This is a genomic window from Streptomyces sp. NPDC040610 (assembly GCF_055594065.1).
Window position 1 is genome coordinate 393282 of sequence record NZ_JBVIXA010000003.1, and the last position, 15994, is coordinate 409275.

The 15994-nt window shown below is 70.8% G+C and carries 16 protein-coding genes; 10 read left to right on the plus strand and 6 right to left on the minus strand.

Going from position 1 to position 15994, the window contains the following annotated elements:
* Window positions 1-75: 75 nt before the first annotated feature.
* The 3 genes from ACZ6AA_RS14445 (at window position 76) to ACZ6AA_RS14455 (ending at window position 2436) form a co-directional block, all read left to right on the plus strand.
* Complete coding sequence (locus ACZ6AA_RS14445; RefSeq protein WP_468460927.1) at window positions 76-1056, plus strand: MBL fold metallo-hydrolase; 981 nt, start codon at window positions 76-78, stop codon at window positions 1054-1056.
* A gap of 310 nt (window positions 1057-1366) precedes the next feature.
* Window positions 1367-2041: an MmyB family transcriptional regulator gene (locus tag ACZ6AA_RS14450; protein ID WP_468460929.1), complete on the plus strand. Its 675-nt coding sequence runs from the start codon at window positions 1367-1369 to the stop codon at window positions 2039-2041.
* Window positions 2038-2436, plus strand: coding sequence for a hypothetical protein (locus ACZ6AA_RS14455; protein WP_468481636.1), 399 nt, complete (start codon window positions 2038-2040; stop codon window positions 2434-2436). Before ACZ6AA_RS14450 ends, ACZ6AA_RS14455 begins: the two co-directional genes overlap by 4 nt.
* A gap of 16 nt (window positions 2437-2452) precedes the next feature.
* On the opposite strand, the gene ACZ6AA_RS14460 is transcribed toward ACZ6AA_RS14455, so the two are convergent.
* From ACZ6AA_RS14460 to ACZ6AA_RS14470, 3 genes are all read right to left on the minus strand, one after another.
* Window positions 2453-3136, minus strand: coding sequence for a helix-turn-helix transcriptional regulator (locus ACZ6AA_RS14460; RefSeq protein WP_471458189.1), 684 nt, complete (start codon window positions 3134-3136; stop codon window positions 2453-2455).
* Between the two features lie 350 nt (window positions 3137-3486).
* Window positions 3487-4467 carry a helix-turn-helix transcriptional regulator gene (locus ACZ6AA_RS14465; RefSeq protein ID WP_468481637.1) on the minus strand — a complete coding sequence of 327 codons (981 nt, stop codon included), beginning with the start codon at window positions 4465-4467 and terminating at the stop codon, window positions 3487-3489.
* A complete protein-coding gene (locus tag ACZ6AA_RS14470) occupies window positions 4464-5453 on the minus strand; it encodes a helix-turn-helix transcriptional regulator (protein ID WP_468460937.1) in 990 nt (329 codons plus the stop codon). Before ACZ6AA_RS14470 ends, ACZ6AA_RS14465 begins: the two co-directional genes overlap by 4 nt.
* A 155-nt stretch (window positions 5454-5608) precedes the next feature.
* On the opposite strand from ACZ6AA_RS14470, the gene ACZ6AA_RS14475 reads away from it, so the two are divergent.
* Together ACZ6AA_RS14475 and ACZ6AA_RS14480 are read left to right on the plus strand one after the other, a co-directional pair.
* Window positions 5609-5797, plus strand: a complete 189-nt coding sequence (locus ACZ6AA_RS14475; RefSeq protein WP_468460938.1) for a hypothetical protein — start codon at window positions 5609-5611, stop codon at window positions 5795-5797.
* Between the two features lie 2 nt (window positions 5798-5799).
* A complete protein-coding gene (locus tag ACZ6AA_RS14480; protein WP_468460940.1) occupies window positions 5800-6171 on the plus strand; it encodes a hypothetical protein in 372 nt (123 codons plus the stop codon).
* A gap of 130 nt (window positions 6172-6301) precedes the next feature.
* Here ACZ6AA_RS14480 and ACZ6AA_RS14485 read toward each other — a convergent pair whose 3' ends face one another.
* Complete coding sequence (locus tag ACZ6AA_RS14485) at window positions 6302-6718, minus strand: pyridoxamine 5'-phosphate oxidase family protein (RefSeq protein ID WP_190117927.1); 417 nt, start codon at window positions 6716-6718, stop codon at window positions 6302-6304.
* A gap of 181 nt (window positions 6719-6899) precedes the next feature.
* Here ACZ6AA_RS14485 and clpB point away from each other — a divergent pair, with 181 nt between their 5' ends.
* Together clpB and ACZ6AA_RS14495 are read left to right on the plus strand one after the other, a co-directional pair.
* Window positions 6900-9527, plus strand: a complete 2628-nt coding sequence (gene clpB / locus ACZ6AA_RS14490; protein ID WP_468460944.1) for an ATP-dependent chaperone ClpB — start codon at window positions 6900-6902, stop codon at window positions 9525-9527.
* A gap of 93 nt (window positions 9528-9620) precedes the next feature.
* Window positions 9621-10163 (plus strand): type III secretion system chaperone family protein, encoded by a 543-nt coding sequence (locus ACZ6AA_RS14495; protein WP_190117929.1) that lies wholly within the window; start codon window positions 9621-9623, stop codon window positions 10161-10163.
* A 21-nt stretch (window positions 10164-10184) separates the two neighbouring features.
* Here ACZ6AA_RS14495 and ACZ6AA_RS14500 read toward each other — a convergent pair whose 3' ends face one another.
* Both ACZ6AA_RS14500 and ACZ6AA_RS14505 read right to left on the minus strand, forming a co-directional pair.
* Window positions 10185-11378 (minus strand): glycosyltransferase family 39 protein, encoded by a 1194-nt coding sequence (locus ACZ6AA_RS14500; protein ID WP_468460946.1) that lies wholly within the window; start codon window positions 11376-11378, stop codon window positions 10185-10187.
* A 69-nt stretch (window positions 11379-11447) separates the two neighbouring features.
* Window positions 11448-12719 (minus strand): pyridoxal phosphate-dependent aminotransferase, encoded by a 1272-nt coding sequence (locus ACZ6AA_RS14505; protein ID WP_471458194.1) that lies wholly within the window; start codon window positions 12717-12719, stop codon window positions 11448-11450.
* Between the two features lie 182 nt (window positions 12720-12901).
* Here ACZ6AA_RS14505 and ACZ6AA_RS14510 point away from each other — a divergent pair, with 182 nt between their 5' ends.
* The 3 genes from ACZ6AA_RS14510 (at window position 12902) to ACZ6AA_RS14520 (ending at window position 15976) form a co-directional block, all read left to right on the plus strand.
* Window positions 12902-13177, plus strand: a complete 276-nt coding sequence (locus ACZ6AA_RS14510; protein ID WP_468460950.1) for a hypothetical protein — start codon at window positions 12902-12904, stop codon at window positions 13175-13177.
* A 492-nt stretch (window positions 13178-13669) separates the two neighbouring features.
* Complete coding sequence (locus ACZ6AA_RS14515) at window positions 13670-14191, plus strand: DUF2617 family protein (RefSeq protein ID WP_468460952.1); 522 nt, start codon at window positions 13670-13672, stop codon at window positions 14189-14191.
* Window positions 14192-14386: 195 nt separating this feature from the next.
* Window positions 14387-15976, plus strand: coding sequence for a polyamine aminopropyltransferase (locus ACZ6AA_RS14520; RefSeq protein WP_471458196.1), 1590 nt, complete (start codon window positions 14387-14389; stop codon window positions 15974-15976).
* Window positions 15977-15994 lie beyond the last annotated feature (18 nt).

Genomic DNA, 15994 nt, shown 5'->3' on the forward strand with positions numbered 1-15994 from the left:
TCAACAACACGGGTTGTCGCCACTGTGGCCATCCCCACAGCCGGGGAACCCCCCACTCCCGACGAAAATACGTCCATGGACCTTCCTGTGGACCTCACCGCCCTGGGCGGCGACGGCCTTTACCTCTGGGCGCCGCGCGGCGCCGCGGGCTCCTGGGGCCTCGCCAACTGCCTGCTCATCACCTCGGGCGACGACACCGCGCTCATCGACACCCCCTACGACGAGCGCATGACCCGCGCGCTCATCGCCGCCGCCGACCGCGCCCTGCCCCCGGGCGCCCGGGTCCGCACGGTCGTCAACACCCACGCCAACGGCGACCACTGCTTCGGCAACGCCTTCTTCCCCGGCGCCGAGATCATCAGCTCCCAGGCCAGCCTGGAACGCCACTGCCGCGAGATCTCCCCGCAGCAGATGCAGTACCTGGTGCACGCGAGCGACCCGGCCAACCCGCTCGGCTGGTACGCGCGCGAACGCTTCGGGGCGTACGACTACACCGGCATCACCGTGGTCCCGCCCACCGTCACCTTCAACGGCTCCTACGACTTCCGGGTCGGGGACATCGAGGTGCGCCTCCTCGAAGTGGGTCCGGCGCACACCGCCGGGGACCTGGTCGCGCATCTGCCTCAGCAGGGCGTCGTGATGGCGGGCGACGTCATCTTCGAGGGCGACCACCCCGTGCACTGGGAGGGGCCGCTCAGCGAGGTCGTCCGGGCCGCCGAGGCGGTGCTCGCGCTCGACGCCGAGCACATCGTGCCGGGCCACGGCCGGGTCATCGGGCCCGACGGGGTGCGCGCGTACATCGGCTATCTGCGGGATCTCGAAGGGGAGATCAAGGAGCGGTACGGGCGGGGGCTCGGCGCGTACGAGGCCGCGGCGGACATCCTCGCCGCCGGTTTCCACCCGCACCTGGGCGCGCCGGAGCGGGTCGTGATGCTGACGTTCATCGAGTACCACCACCTCGGCGAGGCCGCGGCGCCCATCGAGATGGTGGATCTGGCCACGCACGCGGCACGCTGGGCGTACACGCACCATCACGCCACCGCGGCGGCCGGCTGACCACCGCGCCCGGACGGCTCCCCGCCCACCCGGGCGCTACGCGGAAGAGCCCGGTGAATACGATCTGTTGGTCGGCGACTCGTTTGGGCTTATGGTGCAGGAACCGTGCTCGTGGCAGGCCATGTTCACGGCTACGGGGGAGCGGGGAAGCGGGAAAGGGGGAAACGCAGTGGACGAGGAAGCGCTGCGTCGCATACTCAAAGAACTGCGTTCCAGAATCACACCCGCCGAAGTGGGTCTGACGCCGAAGCCGACGGGGCGCCCCGGGCCCCGTGTGCACGGTCTCGCACAGCCCGATATGGACATCCTCATGAACCGCTCGGTGGGCACCTACCACCGATTCGAAAGCGGAAAGATGTCCCCGCGCGACGAGTACCTGCGCGAGGTCGGGCGGATCCTGCGCATGAGCGAGGACGAGTTCACCCAGGTCTATCTGCTCAGCCTCGGCCAGCGGCCGCCGCACCCCCTCCACCCCGCGGACAGCGTCCTGATGCCCGCCGCCGCCGCGTGGCAGCGGGCCGTCTCCGGGCAGCGTGAAATCTCGTACGTGAACAACGTCCAATGGGACCTGGTGGCGTACAACCAGCCGTTCGCCGACATCTTCGAAGACGGCAAACCGCCGGAGAACACCATGCGGTGGATGGCGCTCGCCGACGAGGCCCGCGATCACATTCTCACGGACTGGGAGACGCGCTGGGCGCCCGGAATTCTCAACCAGATCCGGCTCGCCCACATTCAGCATCCGGAGAACCGCTCCCTCGCGCAGCTGAACGCGGACGTCAAACGCGACAAGTACGCGGGCCCCATTTACGAGCGCAGCACCGAGGTGTACATCCACCCCGACGGTGACGTGCGGCCCCTCTACCACCCGCGAAAAGGCCCCGGGCAGATCACGATGGTCGTCTCCGAACCGGCGAGTTCGCCGGGGGCGCGACATGTCGTGCTGCTCTTCGACCCGCTCGACGAGAAGCCGACATCGGCATGAGGCTGGAGAAGGCGGCCAAGGCGCCTGCTCCGGTGATGCCGCCGCCGACGGTCGGCCCCGTCCTGGAGCGCGCCGGTCTCGCCACGCTCCTGCACGCCATGGCCGCCGACCTCAACGGCCGCGGCTATCCCGTGACCTGGGTAGTGGACCGCCAGATGCTCGCGGGCGACTTCCCCCTCCAGGTCGTCGCCAAGGTCTCCGTCGTCCGCGTCCTCAACATCGCCCTGGACGACCGCGCCTCCGTTTGGCAGGTCAGCATGGGCCGCCCCTCGTCGGTGCGGTGGGAACAGTCCGCCGTGCTCGACCTCGGGGTGGACGGCCTGGACGCGGAGTGCGTGGTGCGCTCGGCGCTGCGGGCGTTGGGGCTGCCCTTGCAGCGGGCCGTGTACCACTAGGGCCTGTCCGGCAGGGTCAGCCCGATGTGCGGTCGAGGATCCCCGACTTTCCGATGAGATAGCCCAGTTGGGCCCGGCTTGTGCTCTTCAGGACCGCCGAGAGCTTGGCGATGTGGACGCGGGCGGTGCGGACGTTCATGCCGAGGCGGGCGGCTATGTCGGCGTCGGTGAGGCCTTCGGTGAGGAGGGTGGCTATGGCTTGTTGGCGGGGGGTGATGCCGTTCGGGGCGGGGAGTGGCTCCGCGTTCGGGAACATGGGGGTGGCCAGGCGCCAGAGGAGTTCGAAGGTGGCGACCAGGTAGTTGATGATGGCTGGCTGGCGGAGTTCGAGTGCCACGTCGTCGCGGCTCTTGCTGGCGGGGACGAACGCGTACGTGCGGTCGAAGAGGATGAGGCGTCTGGGTAGTTCATCCAAGGTGCGGACTTCGACGTCGCCGTCCAGCTGTTCATAGTGGTCCAGAGCGGGCTGGGAATACCGCGTTGTGTGCTGATAGAGCGTGCGTACGCGTCCGCCCCGGTCGAGCACACCCTGCGATATGGGCAGACTTTCGGGGAGCTTTTCGGCCGGCCGCTTGCCGCCGGGCTGGATGAGGAGGAGTTCCTGGGAGGACCTGGCTCCTGCCCGGCGTATGGCCGGGTCGATTTGGTCGATGCCCTCCAGGACCGTCATGGACGGCGAGGGCGATACGGGATCCGTCACGTGAGTGAGTGGCATGAGTGATTCGAAAGCGGCGGCCATTCGTGCTCCGCGCAATCGTTGCTGGGCGATGTGCTCTTCTGTCTGGTAGAGCAGTTGGGCCAGGGCTACGGACGGCGCCACGGGACGGAGCCACAGCGGGTCCTCAGTGTCCCGGTGCAGAAGGTCGAGGTTGGCGAGGCACGGAATCGCTTCGGCATCTTGAGCTCGGATCCCGCTGTCCTGGAGAGCGCGCAGGTACGCGTTTCTGCCCGCCTCGCACAGCAGCCCTTCCGCGTGCGATCTGTGCTCCACCACCACGTCGCTGCCCCTCCCGCACTTCCCCGAAGCCCCCCGCCCCAGGTGTCCGACAGCTAGTGATTCTGGTCGAGGATCCCTGACTGACCAATGAGATATCCGAGCTGGGCGCGGCTGTTGCTGCCGAGGATCGCGGCGAGTTTCGCGATGTGTTCGCGGGCGGTGCGGACGTTCATGCCGAGGCGCGCGGCTATCTCGGTGTCGGTGAGACCTTCCACGAGGAGTTCGGCGATGGCGTGCTGACGGGTGGTGATGCCGTTCTCGGCGGGCAGTTGGGCCGCGTGCGGGAACATCGGCGTGGCCAGTCGCCACAGTCGTTCGAAGGTGGTGATGAGGTAGTCGACGATGGCCGGTTGGCGTACTTCGAGGGCGACCGTGCGGTCCTTGCTGGCGGGGATGAAAGCCACCGAGTGGTCCAGGACCACCATGCGTTCGGTTACCTCATTGAGCGTGCGTACCTCTACGTCTCCGTCCAGTTGCTCGTAATGGGCGAGCGCGGGGAGGGAGTGGCGGGTGGTGTGCTGGTAGAGGGTGCGCATCCGGCAGCCGCGGCTGAGCAGTTCCTGTTCGCGGGGCAGCGCGTCGGCGAGGACCTCGGGGGAGCGGACGCCGCCGGGCTGGACGGTGAGGACCTCGCCGGAGGCGTCGGCCATGGCCCGGGCGATGGCCGCGTTGATCCGCTCGAAGCCGTCGAGGACGGTGATCTCGGGGGGCTCCCCGCCGGCCGCCTGCCGGGCGTCCAGGGCCATCAGCGGCTCGAACATCGCCGTCAGGCGTTCCTCCCGCTCGCGGTGGCGGGCGATGTGGTCCTCGATGCCGCGCAGGAGTTGGGGCAGGGCCACGGCGGGCGCGGTGGGGCGCAGCCACGCCATGTCCTCGACGTCGGGGTGCAGGAGGCCGAAGTCGATGAGGCAGGGGGCGGTGTCGGCCTCCCGGTGGCGGACGCGGCCCTCGCGCAGGGCCCGGGCGTAGAGGGCCGAACCCGCGTCGCACAGCTCGTCGGGGCCGTGAGGGTGCGGGCGGGGTTCGGTGGTCATCTCGGTTTGTCCTGCTCGAGGATGCCGGACTGGGCGATGAGGTAGCCGAGCTGGGCGCGGCTTCCGCTGCCCAGGGCGGCGGCGATTTTGGCGATGTGGGCGCGGCAGGTGCGCACGTTCATGCCGAGGCGGCGGGCGATGGCTTCGTCGACGTGGCCTTCGATGAGGAGCCGGGCTATGGAGCGTTGTACGCCGGTGATGCCGTCGGTGGGCGGTCCGTACGGTGCCTCTTCGAGCAGCGGCGACGCACGCTGCCAGAGTTGCTCGAAGACGTTCGCGAGGTACGTGACGAGCCCCGGGTGCCTCAGCTCCAGGGCCACTTGACCGTCCTCCTGCGCCGGAATGTATGCGACCGTGCGGTCGAAGACCATCAGCCGGTCCACGAGTTCCTCGAGGGTGCGGACCTCGACCTTGCCTTGCTTCATGTACTCGGCGTAGGCGATGGTGCCCTGACTGTGCCGCGCCGTGTGCTGGTAGAGCGTACGCATCGTGATGCCGCGCTCGATGATGCTTTGGCTGCGTTTCACCGCCTCCCGAAGGATCTCCTCGCTGCGCCCGCCCCCTGGCTGCACCGTCAGGATTTCCGACTGGCACTCCGCTATCGCAAGTTGGATGGCCGCGTTGATCCGCTCGGAGCCTTCGAGGACCGTGATCGCGTGGACCATTGAGCGGTCCTGGGCGCTGATGGCGAGAAATGGCTCAAAGGTGTCGGTCAGTTCCACGGCGAGCGTGCGGCGGTCCTGGATCTCGCGCTCGATGGGCCGGAGCCGCTGTGCCAGAGCCGCGGTCGGCGGCACCGGACGGAGCCACTCCGGATCATCGGGGTCCGGATGCAGAAGAGCGAACTCGACCAGGCACGGAGCCGCGGCGGCCTCGGTCCGAGCGATGCGTCCCGCGCGCAGCGCGTCGGCGTAGAGCCGCTTGCCCTCTTCGCATAGCTCGGCTACGGAATGAGGATGTGCCCGAATTGGATCCTTTGTTGTCATAGCTCCACCCCCCAGGCTCCTGAACGTGCAGGAACATGATGCATCGCTCCTGTGGTGCGCGCATGGCCGAATGAGCCATCGTCTTGGGAGGCCGGGGGAAGTCACTATGGGAAGTGAGGACGAAGCCCGCTATGTGCAAGGGAATGCTTCGCTCAGTGCTTATCGGTGCCCTTTCGGCCGGTCTGGCCATCAGTGCTCTGGCCGTCGTCGACGCGGGCCAGGTCGGCGCGCAGACGCCGACGTCCAATGCCGCACCGCCGGATGTCGTATGGGCGGCCGCACCGATCGACGCGGCCGGGCAGAGCGATGTCTGGTGGGGCTCGGCTCCGACGGGGGTTGCGTAGCCATGACCACTCCCCCTGACGACCGCACCTTCCGCCGCGAAATGGCCACCGCCTACCGTTCCGGCTGGCACTTCATCGACCTCGCCACCGCGATCCCCCACCCCGGCGACTCGTTGATGGTCACCCTGGTCGGAGAACCCGTCGTCATCGTCCGCGACGACGACGAGGACATCCGTGCCTACCGCTGCCTGCGCCGCCCCCGCGGCGCGCCGCAGCCGGTCCGCTGCGCCGTGCGTTACGGCATGGTCTTCGTGAACCTCGACCAGCGCGACCACCAAGTGATCGACAAGCGTAAGCGGGAGGCCGACCGGCAAGCCGTCGAGCGGCAGACCGCCTCCGCAGACTCCCTCGCAGCCACCCCCCGCAGCGCCTGACGCGATTCCCCCGTCGTTGTAAATCGCGCAGGTGCTTCCCCCAGCAGCGGCGCCACCGTGGACCTGAACACGGTGGCGCCGCTGTGGTGTGTGCCGGTGCCGAGGCGCGCTCCCGAGTCCCCGCGCCCCCTCAGCCCGCCTTCCCCAGCGCCCGGGTCACCCGGATCTCGATCACCACCCGGTCCGGGTTCGGCGACGGCACCCGCCCGTACCTCTCCTCGTACCGCCGCATCCCCTCGGCCACCCGCTCCGGCTCCGCCGACACCTCGGCGAGGCCCTCCAGGGTCGCCCAGCGCCGCCGCTCCACCTGGCAGACCGCGACCCGCGCGCCGGGTCCCTCGGGGCCGGAGGCCGCGCGGACGTGGGCCACCTTCCTGCTGGACCGGTTGGCGAGGATGCGGGCGATGCCCGCCTCCGGGTCGAAGGTGACGCCTACGGGGACGACGTGCGGGGTGCCGTCCGGGCGCAGGGTCGTCAGGGTGCACAGATGGCGTTCTCGCCAGAAGCTGAGGTACGGGGCGGGCGGGTCGCCCAGGTCGATGCTCATGGGCAGGAACCTAACCCTCCCTCCGGGAGTTCCGGGATTTCCGGGTTCCGGACCCACCCTTGAGTGGAATAGACTCAACTTTGTGCACGTTGGCTAAGTCAGTATTGGGGTGGGGCCCCGCGGGCGGGACGGCCCGCGCCCCGTACCCGGAAAACCCAGCGACCAGGAGGAGAACCCGCACGTGGACGCCGAGCTGACCAACCGGAGCCGGGACGCGATCAACGCGGCCACCAGCCGGGCCGTGTCCGGCGGCAACCCCGACCTGACCCCCGCGCATCTGCTGCTCGCGCTTCTGGAGGGCCAGGAAAACGAGAACATCACCGACCTGCTCGCCGCGGTGGACGCCGACCAGGCGGCCGTGCGCGCGGGGGCCGAGCGCGTCCTCGCGGGGCTGCCGAGCGTCACCGGGTCGACCGTCTCCCCGCCGGGGCCCGACCGCGAGCTGCTCGCCGTCGTCGCCGACGCGGCGCAGCGCGCCAAGGAGCTGGGCGACGATTACCTCTCCACCGAACACCTGCTCATCGGCCTCGCCGCGAAGGGCGGAGCCGCCGGTGAGGTACTGAACCAGAACGGCGCGAGCGCGAAGAAGCTGCTCGACGCCTTCGAGACGAGCCGTGGAGGGCGTCGCGTGACCACCCCTGACCCCGAGGGGCAGTACAAGGCCCTGGAGAAGTTCGGCACGGACTTCACCGCCGCAGCCCGCGAGGGCAAGCTCGACCCGGTCATCGGGCGGGACCAGGAGATCCGGCGGGTCGTCCAGGTCCTGTCGCGGCGTACCAAGAACAACCCCGTGCTCATCGGCGAGCCCGGCGTCGGCAAGACCGCCGTCGTCGAGGGCCTCGCGCAGCGGATCGTGAAGGGCGACGTACCGGAGTCGCTGAAGAACAAGCGGCTCGTGTCGCTGGACCTCGGGGCCATGGTCGCGGGCGCCAAGTACCGGGGCGAGTTCGAGGAGCGGCTGAAGACCGTGCTCTCCGAGATCAAGGAGAGCGACGGGCAGATCATCACGTTCATCGACGAGCTGCACACGGTGGTCGGGGCCGGGGCCGGTGGGGATTCGGCCATGGACGCCGGGAACATGCTCAAGCCCATGCTCGCGCGGGGCGAGCTGAGGATGGTCGGGGCCACGACCCTCGACGAGTACCGGGAGCGGATCGAGAAGGATCCGGCGCTGGAGCGGCGGTTCCAGCAGGTGCTCGTCGCTGAGCCGTCCGTCGAGGACTCCATCGCGATCCTGCGCGGGCTCAAGGGGCGCTACGAGGCCCACCACAAGGTCCAGATCGCGGACAGTGCGCTCGTCGCCGCCGCCACGCTCTCCGACCGGTACATCACCTCGCGCTTCCTGCCCGACAAGGCCATCGACCTCGTCGACGAGGCCGCGTCCCGGCTGCGGATGGAGATCGACTCCTCGCCGGTCGAGATCGACGAGCTGCAGCGCGCCGTCGACCGGCTGCGGATGGAGGAGCTTGCGCTCAGCAAGGAGACGGATCCGGCGAGCAAGCAGCGCCTGGAGAAGCTGCGGCGCGACCTCGCCGACAAGGAGGAGGAGCTGCGCGGGCTCACCGCCCGCTGGGAGAAGGAGAAGCAGTCCCTCAACCGCGTCGGCGAGCTGAAGGAGAAGCTGGACGAGCTGCGCGGGCAGGCCGAGCGTGCCCAGCGCGACGGCGACTTCGACACCGCGTCCAAGCTCCTGTACGGCGAGATCCCCGACCTGGAGCGGGACCTGGAGGCCGCCTCGGAGGCCGAGGAGGAGAAGGCCGCCGAGTCCGACACGATGGTCAAGGAGGAGGTCGGCCCCGACGACATCGCCGATGTGGTGGCCGCCTGGACCGGCATTCCCGCCGGGCGCCTCCTCGAAGGCGAGACGCAGAAGCTGCTGCGCATGGAGGGCGAGCTGGGCAAGCGCCTGATCGGCCAGACCGAGGCCGTCCAGGCCGTCTCCGACGCCGTGCGCCGCACCCGCGCCGGGATCGCCGACCCCGACCGTCCCACCGGCTCGTTCCTGTTCCTCGGCCCGACCGGCGTCGGCAAGACCGAGCTGGCCAAGGCGCTCGCCGACTTCCTCTTCGACGACGAGCGGGCCATGATCCGCATCGACATGAGCGAGTACGGCGAGAAGCACAGCGTCGCCCGCCTCGTCGGCGCCCCGCCCGGCTACGTCGGGTACGAGGAGGGCGGCCAGCTCACCGAGGCCGTGCGCAGGCGCCCGTACTCGGTGGTGCTGCTCGACGAGGTCGAGAAGGCGCACCCGGAGGTCTTCGACGTGCTGCTCCAGGTCCTCGACGACGGCCGGCTGACCGACGGGCAGGGGCGGACGGTGGACTTCCGCAACACCATCCTGATCCTCACGTCCAACCTCGGAAGCCAGTACCTGGTCGAGCCCCTGACCAGCGAGGAGGAGAAGAAGCAGCAGGTACTCGAAGTGGTCCGGGCCTCCTTCAAGCCCGAGTTCCTGAACCGCCTCGACGACCTCGTCGTGTTCTCCGCGCTCGGCAAGGACGAGCTGGCGCACATCGCCGAGCTGCAGATCGCGCGCCTCGCCAAGCGCCTCGCCGACCGGCGCCTCACGCTCGACGTCACGCCCGCGGCGCTCGCCTGGCTCGCGGACGAGGGCAACGACCCGGCGTACGGCGCCCGGCCGCTGCGCCGCCTCATCCAGACCTCCATCGGCGACCGGCTCGCCAAGGAGATCCTGGCGGGCGAGGTCAAGGACGGGGACACGGTCCGCGTGGACGTCTTCGGGGACGGGCTCATCGTCGGTCCCGCGGGGGCCGGGACGGGTCCGGGGACAACCGGGAAGTCGCTGTAAGGCGCCGTAACCGGTCACATAGGCGGGCGGGGGTTGCGAGCCCCCGCCCGGCATGGGAGAGGATGGCTCAATCCGTACGAAGGGAAATACACGGTGAGCATCGACCCGTCCTCGATTCCGAATTTCGGGGGCCAGCCCGAACCGCAGCAGGGCGCAGGACCGGCGGGCCCCGTCGTCCCTGACCAGGACCTGGTCAAGCAGCTCCTGGACCAGATGGAACTCAAGTACGTCGTCGACGACGAGGGTGACCTCGCGGCGCCGTGGGAGGAGTTCCGTACGTACTTCATGTTCCGTGGCGAGGACGACCAGGCGGTCTTCTCGGTGCGGACGTTCTACGACCGGCCGCACGGCATCGAGGAGAAGCTCCAGCTCCTGGAGTCGATCGACGACTGGAACCGGCGCACGCTGTGGCCGAAGGTCTACAGCCACACCCACGACGACGGCACGGTCCGCCTCATCGGCGAGGCCCAGATGCTGATCGGCACGGGTGTCTCCCTGGAGCACTTCGTGTCGTCGACGGTGAGCTGGGTGCGGGCCGCGATCGAGTTCGACCGCTGGCTCGTCGAGCAGCTGGGCCTTGAGCAGGCCGTCGACTCCGCCGACGGCGAGGAGAAGCCCGGCGACGACGAGGCCTGAGGGCCCGCCGCACCGCGGTGACTACAAGGGCATGCGGGCGATCGTCACCAGATACGTCCCGTACGCCACCGAGAGCCCGGCCAGGGCGCCCACCACCAGGTAGGCGGCCCTCGGCCGGGCTCTCGCCGTCCGCAGGACCGCGCACGCGAGCGGGATGAGCAGCGGGAAGGCGGGCAGCAGGAAGCGCGGCTTGGACTCGAAGAAGCCGGAGCCGCCGACCGTGATCAGGAGCAGCACGCCGGTGTAGACGAGCAGCGGCAGCGGCGCCCGCTCGGCCACCAGGAGCGCGTACAGGAGCACGGCCACCGCGACGATCACCAGCGTCATGGAGAAGACCAGCTTGTCCCCGTCGAGCAGCAGGTGCTTGACGAAGGCGAGCGAGCCCGCGCCGAAGTCGAAGCGCGAGCCCCAGCCGCGCTGCACCGCGAAGTAGCCGCCGAGCACATCGCCCTCGCGGACCCCGACCCACAGGACGTACGCCCCCCAGCCGAGCGGGGCGAGCAGCGCGCCCGTCCACAGCCTGTGGGGAACCCCCCGCCCGCGCCGCCGGACGATCTCGCAGACCGCCGCCACGAGCACCGCCGCCGCCACCGCGAAGCCGTTCGGCCGGGCCAGGCCCGCGAGCGCAGCGAGCGAGCCCGCCCACAGCCAGCGCCCGGTGAGCAGCGCGTACAGGGACCAGGCGGCGAGGGCGGTGAGGACCGGCTCGGTGTACGCCATCGACAGGATGACGGAGTGGGGCATGAGACCCCACAGGAGCACCAGGACGGTCGCGGTGCGGCGGTCGTACAGGCGGGCCGCGACGGCGTAGATGCCGAGGGCGGCGGCCCCCGCGGCGAGCCAGGAGACGAGCAGCCCGGCCGCCCCGTGGGACAGCGGTGTGACGGTGGTGACCGCGCGGATCAGGCCCGGGTACAGCGGGAAGAACGCCAGGTCGCTCTGGACGACGGCGGGCTCGAAGTACAGGGTGCGGCCGTAGCCGTGGGCGGCGATGCCGGTGTACCAGCGGGAGTCCCAGGAGCGGCCGAGAAGGCGGAAGGTGTCCTGGCCGGTGGCGTGCGCCACGGCCGTCACCGCGAGCAGCCCGGTGAGGCGGGCGGCGGCGAAGACACCGAGCGCGCGCACGGCCGTCGGGCCCTTGGGCTCCAGGGCCAGACAGCGGGTGCGGGGCGGTTTCGTGAGCGGGGCCGGGACGGTGGGGCTCGGGTGGGTCACACCCGAACCCTCCGGGGTCGTGGCGGCGGACGCGAGCCGGGTGGGTCCGTGTGGGTGGGTGCCGTCGCCCTACAGCGCCTTGAGCCGCTCCACCGCGTCCGAGAGGACCTCCGTGCGCTTGCAGAACGCGAACCGCACGAAGGGCGCGCCCGCCTCGCGGTGGTCGTAGAAGACGGCGTTCGGGATGGCGACGACACCGGCGCGCTCGGGCAGGGCGCGGCAGAAGGCGAAGCCGTCGCCGCCGTGCGAACGGTCCTCGCCGAGCGGGCGGATGTCGGTGGTGATGAAGTACGTGCCCTGCGGGCGGTAGACCTCGAAGCCCGCCGCCGTCAGGCCCGCCGACAGCAGGTCCCGCTTGGCGCGCAGGGCCTCGCGGATGCCCGTGAAGTACGACTCGGGGAGCGCGAGGGCCTCCGCGACCGCGTACTGGAACGGGCCCGACGCCACGAACGTCAGATACTGCTTCGCCGAGCGCACCGCCGTGACCAGCTCCGGCGTGGACGTCACCCAGCCGACCTTCCAGCCGGTGAAGGAGAACGTCTTGCCCGCCGAGCCGATGGTGACGGTCCGCTCGCGCATGCCGGGGAAGGACGCCAGCGGGATGTGCGCGGGCGTGCCGGAGCCGTCGGGTGCCGGGGCGTCGCTGAAGACCAGGTGTTCGTAGACCTCGTCGGTGACCACGATCAGGTCCCGCTCGACGGCGAGCTCGGCGATCGCGGCCAGCTCCTCGCGGGTGAGGACGGTGCCCGTCGGGTTGTGCGGGGTGTTGAGGAGCAGCAGCCGGGTGCGCGGGGTGACGGCGTCGCGCAGCTCGTCCAGGTCGAGGACGAAGCGTCCCTCGCGGGGCCGCAGGGTCACGGGCACCCGGGTGCCGCCCGCGAGCGCTATCGAGGCGGCGTACGAGTCGTAGTACGGCTCAAGGGCGATGACCTCGTCGCCCGGCTCGACCAGGGCGAGCAGCGAGGCCGCGATGGCCTCGGTGGCACCGGCGGTGACCAGGACCTCCCGGTCGGGGTCGTAGCCCAGGCCGTAGACCCGCGCCTGGTGGTCCGCGACCGCCGTGCGCAGCTCGGGCACGCCGGGGCCCGGCGGGTACTGGTTGCCGCGCCCGTCGCGCAGCGCCCGCACCGCCGCCTCCCGCACCTCCTCGGGGCCGTCCGTGTCGGGGAAGCCCTGGCCCAGGTTGATCGCCCCCGTCCGCACGGCGAGGGCCGACATCTCGGCGAAGATCGTCGTGCCGAATTCGGCCAGACGGCGGTTGAGCAGCGGGCGGCCGCTCGCTGAGGAACCCGGGGCGCCCGGGGCGCCGGTGGTGCCGGTTGAGCCAGAAGAGGACGTCATGGCCGTCATCCTGCGCCGAACCTCTGGAGTTCCTCAACTCTGCTTTGGCCGCGAATGGCCGGGGGCATGCCCTTGTCACGCAACGACGCGGGACAACAACCGCAGGGCGCGGGACGCTTCGTGGTTCCGGGGGAACGCGAGGCGTCCCGCGCATCGGGGGAACGGAAAGGTGAGTGAGGGACATGATTCTTGTCGTCCTCTTCCTTGGTCTTGTGGTGCTGATGATCGCGGGGCTGACGATCGGCGCCGCCCGGGTGCGCGGAAGCCGCGGACGCCGCACGGCGTCCGGGGCCGGCGGCGGCAGCTGGTGGGCGTCCAGCGGCGGCGGCAGCAGCAACCACAGCGGCGCGACGTCGTGCGGCGGTGGCGGCTCGTCCTGCGGCGGTGGCTCCTCGTCCTGTGGCGGCGGCTCGTCCTGCGGTGGCGGTGGCGGGGGTGGATGCGGCGGAGGCAGCTGACACGGGGCAGCTGGTCCACTGGGCGAAGCGTCCGCCGGGAGTCAACTCCCGGCGGGCGCTTCGTCGTTGTCGGGCAGGAGTGCCGGGAGGCCTTGACGGGAAGGTGATTTGGCGGCGCCGGGGAGCGAGGGGACGGATGTTGACGCGGCGCGTGGAGAAAGCGCTGCGCAGCGGGTCGTCGCGGGGCGACAGGGGCGAAATGGGGCTATTGGCGACCGTACCGGGACGCTTCTGGATCGTCTGAGTTTGCAGAAACGTGAACAGATGAACTGTTCGGCCCTCTAGGGGATGGAAACCCTACGAAGTTGGGTAAAAACGCTGTGGCAGTGTCGCAGTTCATGATTCCCTCTTAACCGTCACACCGCCCTCGGACGTTCTCAGCTCAATCAACGATCGGGACTTCTCCGTGGGCACGAGCCGGCATTCCGACCTCCTGGTGTCCGACCGGGTGCGCCGGCCCCACCTCCATTGCGTGCTTAGCGGAGCCGACCCATGCTCACGACCCTGAAGACTGTCTATACCGACACGCGCGCCGGGGACCTGGCCTGGGCCCTCGGCCGCGAGCCGTTGCCCGCCCTTGCCACGCTCGACCTCGAACTGTCCGGCGCCACCGTGCAGTTGAGACTCCTCGGGGCGTCCCACCAAGTGCTCCTGGAGGAGGAGCGCGGCGGCAGCTGCTCCGAGACGGTGGCCTGCATCCCCGGCAGCAGCACCCCGCTGCCGCTCGGCGTGTCCAAGCGGGTGGGCGAGTGGGAGTACGAGTTCGCCGCCTGCGTCGAAACGCTGTCGCGGGGTCAGTTCGCGGGCCGTGCCCAGGAGTTGCTCGCCCTGGTCACCGAGCACCCGCACGGCCTCGCCGGAGTCTTCCCCGGCATCCCGCACGCCTTCACCGCGATGCTCGCCCAGCGCCACGAGGGCTCGGTCATGTGGCGCACCTGGCACGCCTATCCGCAGGACGGGCAACTGGTCGCGACCAGGACCCGGGTCGGCGTGCGGATGCCGGCGGCGCTGTGACATGGGGGAACTCCCCGGCGGCCGCCCGGTGACGGGCGGGGTGCCCGGGGCGGCGGCGGAGTCGTGCGCGCGGGCGCGGCACCGGTGCCACCCGCACACGCCCAGCGGCCCTTCGTGCGTCTTACACGTCCCCCGGGACACCTCCACCCTTGTGGGGGACTTGGCGTAAGCGTTCGGTGACGTAGCGTTCGCAGCGTGATCGAGCCGCCCGAGCGTCTGCCCGTCACGCCCCGGACAGGCCGGTTCCTCGTCCTCGCGGGCGTGTTCATCTGTGCCGCCTGCGGACTCGTGTACGAACTCGAACTCGTCGCCCTCGCCTCGTACTTGATCGGCGACTCCGTCACCCAGGCATCCGTCGTGCTGTCCGTGATGGTGTTCGCGATGGGCATCGGCTCGCTGCTCGCCAAGCGGCTGCGCTGCCGGGCCGCCGCCGGATTCGGCCTCATCGAGGCCGCCCTCGCCCTCGTCGGCGGCTGCAGCGCCATGACGCTGTACGCGGCCTTCGCCTGGGCCGGGGACCGCGGCGAGGTGTGGGCCGGCGGCTCCCGCTACCTCTTCGTGGCGTTCTCGCTCGCCATCGGCGTCCTCATCGGCGCCGAAGTGCCCCTCCTGATGGTGCTGATCCAGCGCGTCCGACGGCAGGACGCGGGCGGCGCCGTGGCCGATCTGTTCGCCGCGGACTACGTCGGCGCGCTCGTCGGCGGACTCGCCTTCCCCTTCCTGCTCCTGCCCTGGTTCGGACAGCTCACCGGGGCGCTGCTCACCGGAGCCGTCAACGTCCTCGCGGGCGGGGCCCTCGTCTTCGGCCTGTTCGGCCGCGACCTGAGCGGGCGCGGCCGCTGGATACTCCTCGCCACCAACGTCACCGTCCTCGCCGTCCTCGCCTCCGCCGCCGTCCTCGTCGACGACTTCGAGCGCGCCGCCCGCCGTGCCGTCTACGGCTCCGACATCCGCGTCGCCGTCCAGACCGGCGTCCAGGAAGTCGTCCTCACCGGCGGCCGCCGCGAATCCCTCGACCTCTTCCTCGACGGCAGACTCCGCGTCAGCGGCCGCGACGAACACCGCTACCACCAGGCGCTCGTCCAGCCCGCCATGCGCGGCGGGCCGCACGCCCGCGTCCTCGTCCTCGGCGGCGGCGACGGGCTCGCCGCCCGCGAGGTGCTCCGTCACTCCGGGGTGCGCCGCGTCGACATCGTCGAGATCGACCCCGGCGTCGTGAAGCTCGCCCGCAGCGATCCCGCGCTCAGCGAACTCAACGGGCACGTCTACCGCGACCCGCGCGTGCGGGTCGTGCACGCCGACGCCTTCCACTGGCTGCGCGGGCCGCACGCCCGCCGCCTCCCCTACGACGTCGTCGTCGCCGATCTGCCCGACCCCGGCATCACCGCCAGCACCAAGCTCTACTCCCAGGAGTTCTACGGCCTCGTCGCCCGCGCCCTCACCGACGGCGGCCGCCTCGCCGTCCACGCCGGGCCCGTCGCCGCCCGCGCCCACACCTACTGGACCGTCGACGCCACCCTGCGCGCCGCCGGGCTCGCCACCACGCCCTACCGCGTGACGGGGCGTCACTCCGGCTTCGCCGCCGGGCCCGACCGGACCGCCGACGGCACCGTCCACCCCCGCGACTGGGGGTTCGTCCTCGCCGCCCGCGGGCCCGAAGGCCTTGTCGCCGCCGCGGACTCCGCCATCCTGCGCTCCGGTGCGCGCGCCGCCCAGCGCGTCCGGCCCGGGGCCCGGCAGTCCGTCGCCCCCTCCACTCTCGTGCATCCGCGGTACGCCGACTGACGGGCCGTCCGGCCCTTG